This is a genomic window from Roseobacter cerasinus, assembly GCF_009811755.1.
In the GTDB taxonomy this organism is placed as follows: Bacteria; Pseudomonadota; Alphaproteobacteria; order Rhodobacterales; family Rhodobacteraceae; genus Roseobacter; species Roseobacter cerasinus.
Genome location: NZ_BLIV01000005.1, coordinates 221,123 through 237,502, shown reverse-complemented (window position 1 = coordinate 237,502; position 16,380 = coordinate 221,123). Strand labels below are relative to the sequence as shown.

Genomic DNA, 16,380 nt, shown 5'->3' with positions numbered 1-16,380 from the left:
TTCATGTCACTTGATGGTCTGCGGGGGTGTTTGTCGAAATACCGTGGGGTCGTAGCTTTTTGGGGGGCAGATCACTACCAACACTCCATTCTTTCCGACCGGCGACAATAACGATACACAAAGACGAGGCGGAGTTCACCGCCACCGGGATCCAATGGCACGAACCCTTCTGCAAGCTTCCGCTATCTTGAGCGTCTTACTGCTCTTCAGCCGACTTTCCGGGTTGATGCGAGAGCAGATGATCGCCGCTCGACTGGGGCTTAGCCCTGAAGCAGATGCAACGGTGGTTATGCTGACCCTGCCGGATATGCTCGTCAATATCTTGTTGGCCGGCGGGTTTAGCGCTGCATTGGTTCCTGCGCTCAGTCGTGCCGCACCCGCTGAGCGGCTAGAGCTTCTGCAGCGCAGTATCTTGTACGTGACTTCCGGTGCGGTCGTTTTGGGAATTGGTTTGCTGGTGTTTCGGAACACATTGCTCGATTTGCTGGCACCAAGTCTCGACACTTCGGCATTGACCAACTTTCATGTGGGATTTGCACTTTCCATATTGGTTCTCCCGCTCTCCTTTGCCTTGGGACCCAGCGCAGCATACCTGCAGGTTGAGCGCCGTAATGCACTGCCCCCCCTTAGTGTGGTCGTCTTCAATGGGGTGCTTTTGGTCTACTTTGCCACCCTTCCAACTGGCCTGACCCACCCGGGCTTGATGGACTTCACCCTATTTGGGGCAGCAATGATGGTGGCGGTTTTGTTGCGGCTTGGAACGCTGGCGGTCGGCATGAGCGCAGCGTTCAGAAAAACCGCTCTGCAGGCACGCTTTCCGCCCGGGTTTGGACGTCAGTTCTTACAGGGCGTGGCCGCCCAAAGCTTGGTTGCCGCGACCCCGATCATATTCCGCTCCTTGCAGTCGACAAGCGGGCCAGGAAACCTCGCCGCGTTCAGCTTTGCCGAGCGTCTTTTTCATCTTCCGGTGGCCTTGTTGATCTCGCCGATCATGCTGATCTTCCTGCCAATCCTGTCGAGGCTATCGCAAGGGTCCAACGGTACGTTCCGCGCTCGCATTTTACTGGCTTCAGATGCCGCGTTTGCGGCCACGCTATCCGCGGCCGGTGTGCTCGCACTGTTCGCTGTTCCCATTTCCGAAGTTGTCTTTGGGTATGGTCGGATGCAGATAGAGGAAACAACACAAATCGCGAGTTCTTTTCGGATTTTCTTGGCTGGTCTACCTGCATTTGCCATCTTCCAGGTCATGAGCGCTGCTCTCAACGCGCAGATGCGCACTCTTAGAGTCCTTCAAGCAACCATCTTGGCATTGGCCACGTCAGTGCTTGTCTTTCTAACCCTGGACCAGGCCGGGCTTCCAGCCTACGTATCCGCCAGCTGGGGGTTCGCAAGCTTCCATATTGCGGCCGCTGCCATCTCGGTCCTGTTTGCGATGGAAACGTATGAGCTGCCAAAACTTGCCCGTCAACTTGGCCGAACCTTCCTGCGCTGTATGGCGGTCTTGATTCCGACGGTTCTCATACTCAACGTTCTGTCGTTGCCTGAAAGCCTTTTGACAGACCTTTTCTTGATCCTCTGCATCACAGTGCTGATGACCGTCGCCAATTTCCGTGTCTTCCTCTCTCTTCGCTCGGTTCGTATCGATGAGGGTGAGACATCACAATAGGATGCCGACTATGCTTCAACTATGGAGATCTCTTCTCAATCTTGATGTATTGACGATGCGCTCTGCCTCGCGGACACGAAAGCACGAGATCCTACGTAGCCTCGATGGTCACGGCGTGACCTTGCGAACTCTGTCTCTCGATGCCGTCTCGGGGTACATGAACGGGGCTGCGTCGTGAAAAGAGCTGTCGATGTGCTGTTGTCCTTGATGGTGCTCCTGCCGCTGGCAATCCCAATGTTAGTCGTCGCGATAGCAATAAAACGCGAGGACAGAGGGCCTGTGTTTTACAAGCAGAAGCGAGTTGGGCGCGGGTGCGTGGTCTTTGAGATGTTGAAATTTAGGTCGATGGTCGTGAACGCCGATCGAGAAGGCGGGTTTCAAACTGAACCAAATGACCAGCGCGTGACACGGGTCGGCGCTTTCATCAGGTCCAAATCAATCGATGAACTACCGCAAGTCTTGAACGTCTTGCGCGGCGACATGTCCCTGGTCGGGCCAAGACCTGATGTTCCGAAGCAAGAAGAGCTCTATTCGCCGGAGGACTGGCGTCGGCGCCATCAGGTCCGACCCGGTATAACAGGGCTTGCGCAGGTCAGAGGAAGGTCCGATATCACCCCAGAAACCAGGTTGGCGCATGACTTGGAATATGTCGAGAAAACCAGCCTGGCACTGGATATCCAGATTTTGATCAGAACTTTCGGCGTGTTGCGGAAGGGCATATGAACCGATGCTGATCCACTATGTGACCGGAAGTCGCGCGGATTTTGGCTTGGTCGAAAGCTGTCTGAAGACGATTGACGCGTCAACGCAACATGATGTGGAGGTGATTGTCACCGGACAGCATCTCATCGACAAATATGGCCACACGACGTCTGATATTGAGCGTAGCGGCCTACGGATGGCAGCGCAGATCCCGGTGGCCCTTTCTGGACGCGATGGCCACGAGATGGCCCATGCGATGGCAAGCGAGCTGGCGGGATTCGCGGACCTGTGGAAGAAAAGGCGACCCGCTCTGGTGCTGGTTCTGGGTGATCGTGGCGAGATGCTGGCGGCGGCCATCGCTGCGGTCAACATGGGCATCCACATCGCTCATATCCACGGCGGCGAGCGATCCGGAACGATCGACGAAAGCTATCGTCATGCCATTTCCAAGTTGAGCCATATACACTTTCCTGCAACCGAAGATGCCGCCGCACGATTGGCGAAAATGGGAGAACACGAAGACAGGATCGTCCTCGTGGGAGCGCCCGGGCTGGTTGGGTTGACCGATGGCATCCGAAGAGACCCGATAGAACTCAGACGCACCTTCGAACTCTCTGCCTCCAAGCCCATCGCGCTGGTCGTGTTTCACCCGGTTGTACAGGAGCAACAGGATGCGGGAGCGCAGATAGAAGCTCTTCTTGGTGGTCTCCACTCAGCGAACCTCTCAGCAATCATCCTTCGACCCAACTCTGACGCTGGTGGCGATGCGATAGATAGAGTCCTCGACATGAGCGATGCGTCGAAGGATGTTCGCGTTTGTACCCATCTCAGACGCCGGGACTATCTCAAGACAATGGCGTCTTGTGATCTGGTTATAGGGAACTCGTCTTCAGGTATCATTGAATCGGCGAGTTTCTCTGTTCCATGCGTAAACATCGGTAGCAGGCAGAACAATCGTCAGCGAAACAGCAATACGATTGATTGCCTAACGTTCGATCAACCTGCCATATTGAAAGCTATCGATCAGGCTCTTGAACTTACCTGTGATGGAAAAAATGTTTATGGAGACGGCCGTACGGATACATTGCTGCTGAGCGCATTGAACGAAATCGAGTTTTTCCCTGAAATGCTTTCGAAACAGAATAGCTATTGATTTGCATCTTCCTTGGGAATGGGACGAACGAAAACGTCTTCGCTGCGCAAACAATCCCTGAGGTCCGCCAATTCCAAGACATCCCAATGAAGTGCTTGAGCAACAGCGACACCCGACACTTCGGTCAGTTTTATCAGATCCTTTAAATGATTTGCTGACCCAAGTCCGCCCGATGCTACAACCGGAATAGACACCCTCTCGCTCACCTGACGGACGAGTTCAACATCAAAGCCCAGGCCAAGGCCCTCTTTGTCAATCGCGGTCAAGACAATCTCTCCAGCACCAGCCTGCTCGGCTTCCCATGCCCAGTCCAGAACATTGCGCCCTGTATGATTTCTTCCGTTATCAGTCATGGCAAGCCAGTCCGTCCCAGACCGGATCGCCTCAATCGACACGACAGTGGCCTGAGCACCAAAACGGTCCGATAGAGCTGTAATCAAGCCAGGATCGCGCGTTGCAGCTGTGTTTATCGCCACCTTGTCTGCACCGGAGCTGAGTAGAACCTTCGCATCCTCAACGCTGCGCACACCGCCACCAACTGTCATAGGGACAAAGACGTCCGTTGCAACGCGTTTGACAATATCCAAGAGACTGTTGCGTTCGTAGAGACTGGCAACAGCGTCCATGAGCAACAATTCGTCCGCGCCGCCCATGGCATATTTGCAAGCGAACTCATCTGGCGGTCCAACCTTGCGCCAGCCCTCCATCTGAACGCCCTTGATCAGCCAGTTCATCTTAATATCAAGGCGTGCGATCAAGCGGACATTGCGCATACAGCAATCCTCAACTTACTCGGTGACGTAATGACCAACCTGTCTCCGCGTCCTTTTTCCAAAGATGCGGTGAACGGAAGCGATCTGTAAGCGCCTCGAAATAGCGGCGGTCCATTTTGGGATGTTCAAACATGCCAGAAGCCTTCGGAAAGGTTTCTTCATCAATCGAGAGATACTCGAAAATCTCTTCCGCCCATCTTTCAGGGAACTCGCCATCATATCGACGAATGAGCGCAACGGCCTCCTCCCGTTCCAAATCGCCGGAGCGCACTTCCTGGCTTGCGTCGTAGCTGGCGCGTCCGATGCCAAACTTGATGTAGGTTGTATAATAGTGAAAGTCGTCGATCTTATCGTCGATGGAGTTATACTTCGAGTATGTGCCAGCGGTGCGTTCAGGCGAGGCTTTGAACCCTCCATTTTTCACAGCGAAGTAATATGCGGATTGAGGGTGCCATTTCAGATAGTATCCCAAATAATGCACCTCGGCCTTCAAGTCGCGCAAGGGGGCCATATCGGCTGGCAGGTAAGGCGACAGATCGGCTTGGCTCAGACCGAAATTTTCCTTCAGACTAGCGATACTTTCGCCGCCAAGATACATTTCCTCATCACCTTTGGCGGCGAAGTAGTCGTATGACCGTTGTGCGGCAGCGTTGTCTTCGATTGGGTTGCCATACTCTGCTTCATTCTCACCGTAGAATATCAGAGGAATGCCGAACAGCAGCGCCATCTTCGGTGCAAAGCACTTCTGGCCAATGATAAATGGCTGAAATGGATGGAAGATGTTCTCAACAGCCAGCCGCGTGAGCAACCTCTTTGACCGGCCGGATGTCGTCATCTTGTAGTTGTCCATCCCGGAGTGAATCCACGCATCAAAGTTGTGACGGCCCCAGTCAGTGTATATGTTCGGAGCCCAGGTCACGGTCAGCGGGTTCATGCCGAACTCATACTTCAGCATCCAAGACTGGTAGAAGCTGTCTTTGCCACCAGATCCCGGCACAAGACAATCATACGAGCCATTGCGGCTGCGAAAGCGATCGCAGAGAACCTTTAGTTCTGCGCGCCGTTCGTCCCAGTCAATCTCACGTTCCTTCTTTGCCGCGGTGCGGCAGGCATCGCATACTCGGTCTTGATCAAAACGGATCGTCGTCTTAACAGAGCTCTGTGTATGCTGAAACTCTACGCTCGAGTTCGCTCTCTGGTTAGAGATGCCGCAAGACGAACAAAACTCAACATCTGCGGGCAGCCCGTACAGCCTGGGCGGATCGTTCTTCTCAGGAGAGAAATCCTCCAGTTCAACTTGCCAGTCCAAGGCGCTCGGTTTTAATGTCATGGAAAGATCGACCCCCGGGATCAGATTGTTGGTATATCATCTGAGACCAGTGAAAGAGCGACGGCAGGCTGTCAACCCCGCAAACGGTTCCCAAACACTTCGACCATGCTCAGCAAAACCGGTCGAAAAAACGCCTACACGAAAGGCTGAACGATGATACCCCGCTCTTCACCCGTCCTGTCTCTGAAGGGCCGTTCCGTCGGCCCGGACCATCCGTGCTATGTTATTGCCGAAATCGGTGTGAACCACAACGGGGACGCCCAGATCGCGCATCAGATGATCGATGCAGCAAAGCAAGCAGGGGCGGATGCGGTCAAATTTCAATCGTTTTGTACGGAGGACTTGATCGGGGCAGATACGAGAAAGGCGGACTATCAAGTCGCCCAGACCGGTGGCGGGTCGCAGGCTGACATGCTGCGCGCTCTGGAGCTTGATCAGGACACCTTCAGGTCACTGCGCCGTCACTGTGAGACCGTTGGCATTGACTTCATGTCCACCGCCTTCGACGCCCGCAGCCTTGCGCTGGTTGTCAATCTGGATCCGGTTTGTCTGAAGTGGCCATCGGGGGAAATCACCAATGTACCTCTGATGCGACAAGCGGCGCAGTCTGACCTTCCCATTCTGCTGTCAACCGGTATGGGTGGCCTCGCCGAAATTGCCACGGCCATCGATACACTGACCCAGCCGAAGCAGAGAGATATCGCGATCCTGCAATGCGTGTCGAATTACCCGGCACGGATAGAGGATCAGAATTTGCGCAGCTTGCCTGCGCTCAGTGCAGCATTCGGCCGCCCGGTAGGCTTCTCTGACCATACCGTTGGCCCCTACGCCGCACTTGTAGCACGTGGCCTTGGAATGTGCGTGCTTGAAAAGCACTTCACGCTTGATCGTTCCCAACCCGGGCCAGACCACGCCGCATCTATCGAACCAGAGGATTTCGCCTCTTTGATCACGTTGTTGAGACAGATCGAACAAGGCCTTGGAGATGGTGTCAAGCGCGAGATTGGCTCGGTCTCAGACGTAAAAGCCGTGGCGCAGAAAAGCCTCGTGTTCGGCCTTGATCTTCCGGGCGGGCATCGGCTCTCGGAGGCCGACCTATCGGCTATGCGCCCTGGTCTTGGTCTTTCGCCCACGCTGCTGGACCTGTTTGTTGGACGCACCCTGCGCCAGGACGTCACCGCAGGTACGCTGGTGGATTTTGCGCATGTCGAGTGAGCATACGCAAAGGCTTTGTCTTTTTGGTGCCGGAGCCCATGGCCGTGTGGTTGCTCATCAAGCCCGGTCAATCGGGGTGACGGACCTTTGCTTTGCAGATAATGCCGCTCACGCAGGTTCCAGCGTTGATGGTATCCCGGTTCTCTTTTCTGATCTGGTCAGCGTAACAGACCGCTCTCTGCTCATCACTGTTGGCGACAACGGTGCCAGGCAGGGCATCTTCGATCAAAGTCGCGCCATTGGACATGATCTCTCCCAGCTGGTTGTGGAGCCAGCCCGCGTCTTTTCGCAACACGTTGGCGAAGGGACAATGGTGCTGGCAGGCGCTTTCATCAACATCGGCGCCACATTGGGGCGGAATATCATCGTGAACAGCGGGGCCATTGTCGAGCACGACGCGGTGATTGGGGACCATTGCCATCTCGCACCCGGCAGTGTTGTCGGCGGCGGCGCACGGATCGGCTCCGGTGTATTGCTTGGCAGCAATGCGACCGCTTTACCGGGCGTAACGGTTTGCGACTGGGCGGTAATCGGTGCAGGGGCTGTCGTCTGCGAGAACATCAATGAACGCGGCACCTACGTCGGTGTGCCAGCAAGGAAAATCCAACACAAGGGCCCCACAAGGTGACATTGAACTGTACAATTGTCGACTATGGCAGCGGAAACCTTTTTTCCGTGATGGAATCGCTAAAACGTTGCAATGCCTCTCCCATACTGAGCTCCGATCCAGACAGCGTTGCTAACGCTGACCGTTTGATCCTGCCTGGTGTGGGTGCATTTGGACGTGCCGCCGAACAGTTGAGAGCGACGGGTCTTGATGCAGCGGTCTTGCGTTACCTTGAACGGGAGCGGCCCTTTCTGGGCATATGCGTTGGCATGCAGCTGCTGATGGAGACCGGAGAGGAATTCGGCGTCCATCGCGGGCTTGGTGTGTTTGAGGGCACGGTTTCGAAAATAGCCGCAGAACGAGAGGATGGTAAGCCGGAACGGGTCCCTGTCATCGGGTGGAACACTCCTCGCGAGGCATTTCCCAACAGTTTCGATGGCACACCGTTCGCAACGGCTGGACCCGGCGCGGCATACTACTTCGTTCACAGTTTCGCGGTGCAATGTGCTTCAAAGGCGGCCGCCATAGCCGTCACGGATGTTGGAACAACGCAGGTGACTGCAGCCATCGCTCGAGATCATATTTTTGGTGTCCAGTTCCACCCGGAGAGATCTGCGCTAGACGGTCAGTCCTTTTTGGCGGGCTTCCTGCAGCTGTGAGATAGAAAGACGTCATCCGCGCGCTGCTCCAAAGACGATCTCCATTTCAGTCTGATACGGGTCGGTCCGGTAACCTTGCATCGGCCGACCATGAGTAAGGTAGTATGACATGCGCGACGCGAACCATGGATCAGCGAAGATTTGCCCAAGGCGTTCCGCAGAGATTGCGGCCATGTCCAGCCCGCTGCCCTCATACCCGAACGCGGCCATATCGGGCTGGCATATCATTTCGACCAGGAAGACTTCTTCCGGGTCGAGATGGCGTTCCCAGCGCGACGTCGCCTTGCTGTAGTTGTCCCCGGTTTCTTCAAAGGATGTATTGGTGCGCCATGCCTCGCCTTTGATCTCTGAAAATCGGCTGAGATCCGCCATGTCATCGACATAAGGTTCGCCGAGAAACTCGCAAATCTTGCACATTTCCCCCGGCAGATTGGTTGCGAGATCCTCTGCACGCAGAATCAGAATACGATCTGTTCCGTGCGTGCGCTGCAGGTTGGGAAGTTCCATCATGGCACCCTTGCAGTTCAGCGCTGCATCAAGATAGGTGGGCCAAGGCTCATATGTCATCTTCTTGTAGGATGCTGTCACATCGCGGGGATCACGCATCACGTGAACGACCTGGCCTTTCGGGAACATCTCCAGGAAAAGTGGTATGTCGCGCCACTGCGCCGCAAGCTTTTCTGCCCAACGTGTTGCACCAGGTTTATCCGCCACAAGCAGCGACTGCATGATGGCATCATAAACCCGGCTATGGGTGATCTGTCCGTCAGAAAGCTGAGATGAGACCGCCTCCTCCGAAAGGTGCAAGCCCCAGCGTTTCGAAACTCGTTCATTCGTTTGCTCTAACAGCCTTCGAAGCTCGGCCGGGTCAGCCGGGTTCGAAAAATGCGGGTAGCAAAACCGCAGATATTTTACGGTGGATGAAGCAGCCGCAATAGCTGGAATATTGTTCACGACGGCTGTCAGGAACGTTGTTCCACTGCGGTAAACACCCGACAGGAAAACAGGTCTGGTCTCATCCGTTGAGGCTGGCATGGCGCGGCAAGGTTTCAATCAGGCCTCCTACAAAGGTTGTGCAAAAGCAGCTATAACCACTGCGGATATTGGCGTGAAGCGCCTCTCTTCACCTGAAGCAATGAGAATGCAGGCTGGTCAGCCGTCAAACTTTCAACTAGTGGTTAATGTCGGCGACCGGGCCAGTTCCGCCTCACCCCAAGCCTGTTTGGAGCAACTGATGACGCAAGACGATCCGCGAAAAGACTATTGGAACGGCCAGTATCTGGAGTACTGGCGCAGCAGGGTAGCAGAAGCAGGAGCAGGTACAAGCGACGTTGTCGCAGGCGATCCCAACACGGAAGGTGATGAGGTATACAATCGTGTATTTGATCGCTACGGCTTTGAACCGGGTCGTTTGCTGGAGGTGGGCTGTGCATGGGGCCGGATGTTCCCTCTCTACAAGGCTCGCAACCTCAAAATCACCGGCTTGGACATATCGGAGGCGATGATAGGTGCGGCACGGGAGAGCTGGGAAGCTGACGACTCCATTGAGGGATTGGTGGTTTCGCCGGCCGAAGAGCTGCCATTCCCGGACGAGAGCTTTGACAATCTTGCCTGTTTGGCGGTTCTGGATGCAACCCGACAGGACGAGGCGCTTACCGAGTTTCTGAGGGTTGTTCGCCCTGGGGGAAGGCTTTATGTGACCGGAAAGAACGATCTCTATCATGCTGATGATACAGAAGCGCTTGCGGCTGAAATTGGTGCTCGAAAGAAGAACCATCCAAATTTCTTCACTGATACCAAAGAATTGCTCGAAGTCATGTCCCGGCAGGGTCACACACTGGTTGGCCAGCACTATTTTGAGCGACGTGGGGATTTTGCAGCCTTTCACAGTATCGAGACGCCCCGACTCCCGTTCTATGAATACCTCCTGGTTTTTGAGCGTGGTGAGAGCTATGCGCGTGTGCCAAAGATCAGCGCGACCCATTCAAAAACATTTCAAAATCAATAAGATGAGACCAGTAGGTCGCTGACACTTTGAGGGATAAGTGATGTCCGGTCGTGTTTTTATCGTGCATACCATCGACACCGAAGGACCGCTGTTTGAACCTGTGCAGGCAAAGTTCGAGCGACTGCAGGAACTTTATGGTCTCAGCGGTGTCGAACCGACACTCGACAACCTTCAGCGATTGAAGAGAGGCGAAATCGATCTGGGCGAAAAAGCTCCGATCATCGCGCAGGCGCTGCAAAGTCATGCAGATGGGACATTGGGCAGCTGGGAAGAAGTCAATGAGATGCTTGGCCGTGTGACCGCGCAGGCTTTTCGCAAAAAACTGCCCGATAGCGCAGGCAATGGCTGGGTCTATACGTGGTACTGCATGGACCACGTCGGTTTTAATGTGAACCCCCGGAAGAGGGATATAGGTCATCACCATATTCACGACCGCTATATGGGTTTGATCAAGGATCAACCGTGGTCGCAGGACGCGGTTGAGTTCCATTTCCATCCTGTGTCGACTTACCGAGAGGCGCACCGCTGTGCGACACACTACCTTCGCTACGACGATCTATATACGATTTTGTCTCGACGGATTCTGGAGCGCGGGTTTTTTCCCGCAAGCTATCGCGCGGGATTTCAGGCCGAGAGGCCAGACAGCCATTGGTTCCTAGAACAGTTCATTCCATTTGATTTCTCGAACATGGCAACAGAAGACACCGCCGATCTCGATGCTTCCATCGATTTTCGAAATGGCAGGTCGGGGAACTGGCGGCGAGCCCCCAGTGACTGGAGAGTGTACCGCCCTGATCACGATGACTACCAAAAGGAAGGTCGATGCCGGCGCCTGATCGCGCGATCACTCAATCTGCGCAGCCGCATCGCTCCGATGACCCAAAAAGAGATGAACGCCGCTTTTTCGCGCGCGGCTGAAGGACACGATACCGTTGTCGGGATGTGCAGTCACGACTGGCGTGATCTTGAACCGGAGGTCAGTAAGGGCATGGACATGCTACGCGAAAGTGCACGTCTGCATCCAGGCGTGCACTTTTACTACAGCCCGGCTCGATCAGCCTTTCAAAGTCAGTTGCTGACGGAAGAGCGGCAGCAGGATGCCCTGGACTTGTCTCTGGAGTTCGTACCGGAAACCCCCGGTCAGGATGTGCCGTACATCAAGATCGAAGCAAAAAGAGGAAAGGTTTTTGGACCGCAACCGTTTCTCGCCATCCAAACGAAATCGCGCCGCTTCATTCATGACAATCTCGATTTCGGTGAAGTGCCGAACGTATGGTACTATGCGTTTCACGGCGACACGCTTCCTATCGATGACGTCGAGATGATCGGAGTAGGCGCCAGCGATATTCAAGGCAACACCGTCACAAAGACATTCCGGCCGCACTGATGACCCGTTTGCGAGATAACGGCCAAAGCTCGCCAAGAAAGGTCATGATGGCCTGCTATGGCGGCGGCCATGTCCAGTCGCTTATCCCTATCGCCCAAGCCCTGCTGGAGCGGCAAGATATCGAGTTGGAGGTGATCGGCTTCACCACGGCTCGGGCAGCTTTCGAGCGCGCTGGCGTGCCCGCCGCCGGATATTGCTGCTTGTTAGACGAGACCGATCAGAAGTGGATCGACCTTGCCCGGCAATATGCGCCATCAGCAGCTCATCCGGACATTACAGACGATGAAAACCTAGCGTACCATGCGATTGGGCTAAGAGATCTGGCCGAAGACAGCGGCCAGACTGTCGCGCTCGAACAGTTTGAGCAATTGGGGCGTAAGTGTTTTATGCCACAGCACAGTTTCGAGAGATTTCTGAAGCGCACTTGCCCCAATCTGGTCATTGCATCCAGCAGCCCCAGGTCCGAGCTTGCCATGATAAAAGCGGCAAAGCGGCTGAAGATTGAGTCTTTGGCGATATCGGACTTATTTCTGCAAGCAGAAGCTGAATACATCTGCGCGCCAGACTACGCAGAAAATGTTTCCGTTCTTTCAGGCTATGTTCGGGATTTTCTAATCTCGAAAGGATGCCAATCGAGGATCTGGGTCACTGGCAACCCGGCATTTGACTCCCTTGCCAAAGCAAGGTCTGAAAAACTGCGACGGAAGCGCCGGTCTGAGTTGGGCCTACAGGATACAGATAGTTTGGTACTGTGGGTCTGTCAGTCGTCTGCTGTTTCGATATTGGGCAAGCCTTTCGCCAATCCTGTACACATTCTTGAAATGCTGCAAAATCTGGCAAGACAGGCACCGGGAACACATATTCTGATCCGGCAGCATCCGAATAAGAAAATCTTAGACGAAAGCCAAATTGGCCGAGCCTTGCAGCCGCCCTCACGCTGGACGATCGAAGACTGTCTGGCAGCCTGCGATTGCGTTCTTCAAGAGACCTCCACGGTCGGTTTGCAAGCAGCTCTACTTGGCAGGCCGGTGGTAACGATCAATGCAGATGGCTATCCGCCCTATGCGGATCTGGGACTGGCCACCGACGTGCCGACTATCGATGCAGCATTGGACGTGTTGCAACATCCGACCAAACCTGATCTTTCACGTTTAGGCGCGCCTGATATTGGTCGCGCCACGGACCATGTCTTGAAGACAATCGATGGTATCTTGGAAAATCTACCAAACATTGAGGCCGCTGAATGAAATCCATCCAGGCCTTGGCTGATCTTTCCGGACGAAAGGCACTTGTCACAGGAGGCGCAGGGCACATCGGACTTGCTGCCGCAGAGGCGCTGCTCGAACTCGGCGCAGAGGTCATTCTCCTTGATCTCCCCACCCCGCGACTTGAAGAATGTACAGCAATGCTGCGGGATGTGCATGGAAACCGGGTAGAAGCGCTCGGCGGTGATCTGAAGGACGCCGATTTGCCTGACGTGATCGCCGAAAACCTCAAAGAAACGGAGGGCACCCTTGGTATCCTCGTAAACAATGCCGCCTTTGTGGGCACGTCTGACCTCGAAGGTTGGGTTACCCGGTTCGAAGATCAAAGCGTCGACACTTGGAACCAGGCCATGCAGGTTAATTTGACGGCCCCGTTCGCGCTTGTTCAAGCACTTGCAAAGCCCCTGCGCGAGAGCGGTCACGGTAGCGTCATCAACTTGGGGTCGCTTTACGGAGTATTGGGCCCTGATCTTTCGCTTTACGACGGGACGCCCATGGGGAATCCGGCGGCCTATGCCGCAAGCAAGGGGGGGCTTATTCAATTGACACGCTGGCTGTCGACTGTGCTTGCGCCAGAGGTTAGAGTGAATGCAATAAGCCCCGGGGGTATTTCCCGCGGGCAACCCGACGTCTTTGTTGATCGTTATACCGCAAGGACGCCACTTGAACGCATGGGGAGAGAAGAGGACTTAAAGGGCGCAATCGCATATCTTGCGAGCGATCTTTCGGCCTATGTGACAGGCCAAAACCTTATGGTCGACGGCGGCTGGAGCGCTTGGTAAATGTCGCCAGGGCAATCGACACTTCTAGATGCGATACGGGCGCTTGCTGCGCATTTCGTTCTGCTCGGGCATATCCTGTCACTTTCGATCTTCCCCGGATTGCGTACCGGTTTGGGTGACCTAGGTGTCATAATCTTCTTTATTCTATCGGGCTTTCTAATCGCAGCGACCAGCACTCAAAAGGCAGATCTTGGCCGATACAACTTTAGAGACTATTTGTTGGACCGGGCCTTCCGGATTTTCACGCCCTATGTTCCGGCTTTATTCGCCGTTCTCATACTCGATGGGCTGACCATGCGTTTTTCGACGGCGTCAACTTATGCTGAGTACTTCACTGTGCAGGATTTTGCTGCCAGCCTTTTTATGTTGCAGCAGTTCCCACCAGGTATTCTGCTTGATCAGGTTTTCGGGCTTGAAGCAGCGAAGCTTTCGACTTTTGGCAGCGCCAGACCCTTCTGGACAGTTGCGAACGAGTGGTGGTTGTATGTTTCCTTTGGTCTGATTTTCTTTGGCATCGCTTCAAAAAAACGCAAACTTGGTTTGGGCTTTCTTCTAGTAGCAGCGATCTTTCCTGTTTTTAATTTTGTCGCAGGAACCGGCGAAGGGTTGAGTCTGCTTTGGGTTTTCATGGCTCTTATTGGAGTCTTGTATGCCCGCAGCCGCCAGAAATTCGAGGCACACATCTCGACTTTTCAAGCACAAAACGCTGGGTTTAAACTGATACTGGCGACAGCTGTCGGCTGTATCCTTGCGCTTGCAACGGTCCGCTTCATCTGGATATCGTACTTGCATCCATCCCTGGCACCGGGAATGCCTGTAGTCTACGATTTCAATCTTTATGTTCTCATCGCCGCGGCCATATCACTGATGTTCGTGCTGGCGGCGCAGATCACGAAACCTTTGGGCCGCAAACCTATTCAGTTCTTCGCCGATTATTCCTATTCTCTATATTTAATACACTACTCAATTATCTATTTCTGCGACGCACTCACAATTGGACCTGAAGACAAGCTGGTAAGGTTGGTTTTTCTCTATCTGATCTGCAATATTGCCGCGATCGTTCTTTGGGCGCTTTTCGAGAGACATCATCGGCGCCTGCGTTATTGGATTGCGGGACGGCCTACCCGGGGTGGATGAATGAAAGCTGTCGTTTTCGGAAGCGGATCGATCGGGCGACGCCATATTGAGTCTCTTAGACAGATTGAACCAAACTGTGAGATCACGCTCGTACGCCGTGACGCAATCGAGGATGAGTACTCCCAAGGCATTGGCGCCTCAGTGGTTGGTTCTGCGAAGATGGCGCTCGATATGCGGCCCGACCTTGCAGTTATTGCAACCCCGTCGGCTATGCATATGGAAGCGCTGGCTCCTTGCATACTGGAAAACGTGCCAATCTACCTCGAAAAACCTGCTGTAACACGAGAAGCAGATGTGAGCGTGATCCGCGATCTGATCACAAGTCAAACGTACGACGCGCCGAGCCAGACGGGCTGCAACCTGCGGTTTCTTCCAGCAATGCGAGACGCTCACGCCCTGCTCCGGTCCGGCGCGCTTGGACACGTTGCACGCGCCAGTTTCCAGGCTGGTCAATATCTGCCTGACTGGCGGCCAGGAACTGATCATCGATGCTCCTACAGCGCTGACCCGCAATTGGGTGGCGGTGTCATCTTCGACTTGATCCACGAACTGGACTCGGCGCATTTTCTAATTGGGCCCTTTGGCGAGGTGCACGCTTTTGCCGCATCTGTGGAAGCTTTGGATATTCGTTCAGAGGCGGTCGCCACGATAATCCTGAGTTCAAAAAAAGGCAGATCGCTGGTGACCGTGGGGCTCGACTACGTCAGCCGAAAGCCGATACGTCGATATGATATCATCGGCACGGCGGGAACCCTTCGACTGGACCTGGTAGGAAAGAAAATGACCTTAGATACAGTTGACGGAAGTGAAGTGTTATCAAATTGCCCGGGTGATTTTGACGTTGCCCAAACCTATGTGACGGCCATGTCGGAACTGCTCGACGCTATTGCGTCAGGGGGGGCAACCAGCCAAGGGATTGAAGCCGGGCTCGAAACGGCCACTTTGGCTCTTAAGGCAAAGGCCAGCCTATGAGCACGATTGCTACAATTTGCGCCCGTGGTGGCAGTAAGGGTGTTCCCGGCAAGAACATTCGCCCCCTGATGGGGAAACCACTGATTGTATACACCATTGAACAAGCGCTGGCCTGCGGTCAGATTGACCGGGTTTGTGTCTCGACAGACAGCCAGGAGATCGCTGATGTCGCGCGTCTGGCCGGCGCTGAAGTGCCGTTTCTAAGACCTGCCGCCCTGGCAACAGACACAGCAGGCAAGCTGGACGCAATACTTCATTTGGTAGAACATGTTGAGGCTGACAACGCTCAGTTCTCCCGCGTCATAGATCTGGACCCGACGTCGCCGTTGAGAGCGTTATCGGATATCGAGCAATGCCTTGGTCTTCTCGATAGCTCTTGCGATGCGGTCATCACCGGGTTTGAAGCCGATAAAAACCCGTACTTCAACATGGTCGAAGTAGATCAGGACGGCAGTGTTCGGCTGTGCAAACCCCTTGAAGGACCAGTCACGTCAAGGCAATCAGCCCCCAAAGTCTATTCGATGAATGCGTCCATCTATGTCTGGCACCGCCAAAGTCTCACAAGAAACCTTTGGTCAGGCCGGACCAAGCTGCATGTGATGCCAAGAGAACGCTCGATTGATATAGACGAACCGCTTGATTTTCGTATCGTCGAATTGATCATGCAGGATCAGCGCCGGGCAAAAATTGCTCAGGCTTCATCGTCCGATTGAAGCCAACCAAA

General features: G+C 54.4%; 16 protein-coding genes. 13 read left to right on the top strand and 3 right to left on the bottom strand.

What is annotated here, in order from left to right; genetic code table 11:
- The first annotated feature begins 187 nt into the window (after nt 1–187).
- The 3 genes from So717_RS14180 (at nt 188) to neuC (ending at nt 3,521) form a co-directional block, all read left to right on the top strand.
- The gene (locus So717_RS14180) at nt 188–1,666 is read left to right on the top strand and encodes a lipid II flippase MurJ (RefSeq protein WP_159978409.1); all 1,479 of its coding nucleotides are present in this window, start codon (nt 188–190) and stop codon (nt 1,664–1,666) included.
- 174 nt (nt 1,667–1,840) lie between these two features.
- Nucleotides 1,841–2,389 (top strand): sugar transferase, encoded by a 549-nt coding sequence (locus So717_RS14175; RefSeq protein ID WP_202981914.1) that lies wholly within the window; start codon nt 1,841–1,843, stop codon nt 2,387–2,389.
- A gap of 4 nt (nt 2,390–2,393) precedes the next feature.
- The gene (neuC, locus tag So717_RS14170; protein WP_159978407.1) at nt 2,394–3,521 is read left to right on the top strand and encodes a UDP-N-acetylglucosamine 2-epimerase; all 1,128 of its coding nucleotides are present in this window, start codon (nt 2,394–2,396) and stop codon (nt 3,519–3,521) included.
- Here the strand turns inward: neuC and hisF are convergent.
- A complete protein-coding gene (hisF, locus tag So717_RS14165; RefSeq protein ID WP_159978405.1) occupies nt 3,515–4,294 on the bottom strand; it encodes an imidazole glycerol phosphate synthase subunit HisF in 780 nt (259 codons plus the stop codon). The genes neuC and hisF overlap by 7 nt on opposite strands.
- Nucleotides 4,295–4,304: 10 nt before the next feature.
- Nucleotides 4,305–5,624, bottom strand: a complete 1,320-nt coding sequence (locus So717_RS14160) for an N-acetyl sugar amidotransferase (protein WP_159978403.1) — start codon at nt 5,622–5,624, stop codon at nt 4,305–4,307.
- Nucleotides 5,625–5,777: 153 nt separating this feature from the next.
- Between So717_RS14160 and So717_RS14155 the strand changes: the two genes are divergently transcribed.
- From So717_RS14155 to hisH, 3 genes are read left to right on the top strand one after another with little or no spacing between them, the layout of a single operon-like run.
- Nucleotides 5,778–6,839 carry an N-acetylneuraminate synthase family protein gene (locus So717_RS14155; protein ID WP_159978401.1) on the top strand — a complete coding sequence of 354 codons (1,062 nt, stop codon included), beginning with the start codon at nt 5,778–5,780 and terminating at the stop codon, nt 6,837–6,839.
- Nucleotides 6,829–7,467 carry a NeuD/PglB/VioB family sugar acetyltransferase gene (locus So717_RS14150; protein WP_159978399.1) on the top strand — a complete coding sequence of 213 codons (639 nt, stop codon included), beginning with the start codon at nt 6,829–6,831 and terminating at the stop codon, nt 7,465–7,467. The genes So717_RS14155 and So717_RS14150 overlap by 11 nt, the downstream gene beginning before the upstream one ends.
- The gene (gene hisH / locus So717_RS14145) at nt 7,464–8,105 is read left to right on the top strand and encodes an imidazole glycerol phosphate synthase subunit HisH (protein WP_159978397.1); all 642 of its coding nucleotides are present in this window, start codon (nt 7,464–7,466) and stop codon (nt 8,103–8,105) included. Before So717_RS14150 ends, hisH begins: the two co-directional genes overlap by 4 nt.
- Before the next feature lie 12 nt (nt 8,106–8,117).
- On the opposite strand, the gene So717_RS14140 is transcribed toward hisH, so the two are convergent.
- Entirely contained in the window at nt 8,118–9,140 is a 1,023-nt protein-coding gene (locus tag So717_RS14140; RefSeq protein WP_159978395.1) for a sulfotransferase, read from the bottom strand.
- Here So717_RS14140 and So717_RS14135 point away from each other — a divergent pair.
- Genes So717_RS14135 through So717_RS14105 form a run of 7 tightly spaced genes read left to right on the top strand, consistent with a single transcriptional unit; the run spans nt 9,139 to nt 16,369 of the window.
- Nucleotides 9,139–10,113, top strand: a complete 975-nt coding sequence (locus So717_RS14135) for a class I SAM-dependent methyltransferase (protein ID WP_159978393.1) — start codon at nt 9,139–9,141, stop codon at nt 10,111–10,113. The two genes, So717_RS14140 and So717_RS14135, sit on opposite strands and share 2 nt — an antisense overlap.
- Before the next feature lie 40 nt (nt 10,114–10,153).
- Nucleotides 10,154–11,500, top strand: coding sequence for a hypothetical protein (locus tag So717_RS14130; RefSeq protein WP_159978391.1), 1,347 nt, complete (start codon nt 10,154–10,156; stop codon nt 11,498–11,500).
- Nucleotides 11,500–12,747 (top strand): capsular polysaccharide export protein, LipB/KpsS family, encoded by a 1,248-nt coding sequence (locus So717_RS14125; protein ID WP_159978389.1) that lies wholly within the window; start codon nt 11,500–11,502, stop codon nt 12,745–12,747. Before So717_RS14130 ends, So717_RS14125 begins: the two co-directional genes overlap by 1 nt.
- Nucleotides 12,744–13,547 (top strand): SDR family oxidoreductase, encoded by an 804-nt coding sequence (locus So717_RS14120; RefSeq protein ID WP_159978387.1) that lies wholly within the window; start codon nt 12,744–12,746, stop codon nt 13,545–13,547. The genes So717_RS14125 and So717_RS14120 overlap by 4 nt, the downstream gene beginning before the upstream one ends.
- A complete protein-coding gene (locus So717_RS14115) occupies nt 13,548–14,684 on the top strand; it encodes an acyltransferase family protein (RefSeq protein ID WP_159978385.1) in 1,137 nt (378 codons plus the stop codon).
- Nucleotides 14,685–15,656 carry a Gfo/Idh/MocA family protein gene (locus So717_RS14110; RefSeq protein WP_159978383.1) on the top strand — a complete coding sequence of 324 codons (972 nt, stop codon included), beginning with the start codon at nt 14,685–14,687 and terminating at the stop codon, nt 15,654–15,656.
- Complete coding sequence (locus tag So717_RS14105; RefSeq protein WP_159978381.1) at nt 15,653–16,369, top strand: acylneuraminate cytidylyltransferase family protein; 717 nt, start codon at nt 15,653–15,655, stop codon at nt 16,367–16,369. The genes So717_RS14110 and So717_RS14105 overlap by 4 nt, the downstream gene beginning before the upstream one ends.
- The last annotated feature ends 11 nt before the right edge of the window (nt 16,370–16,380 follow it).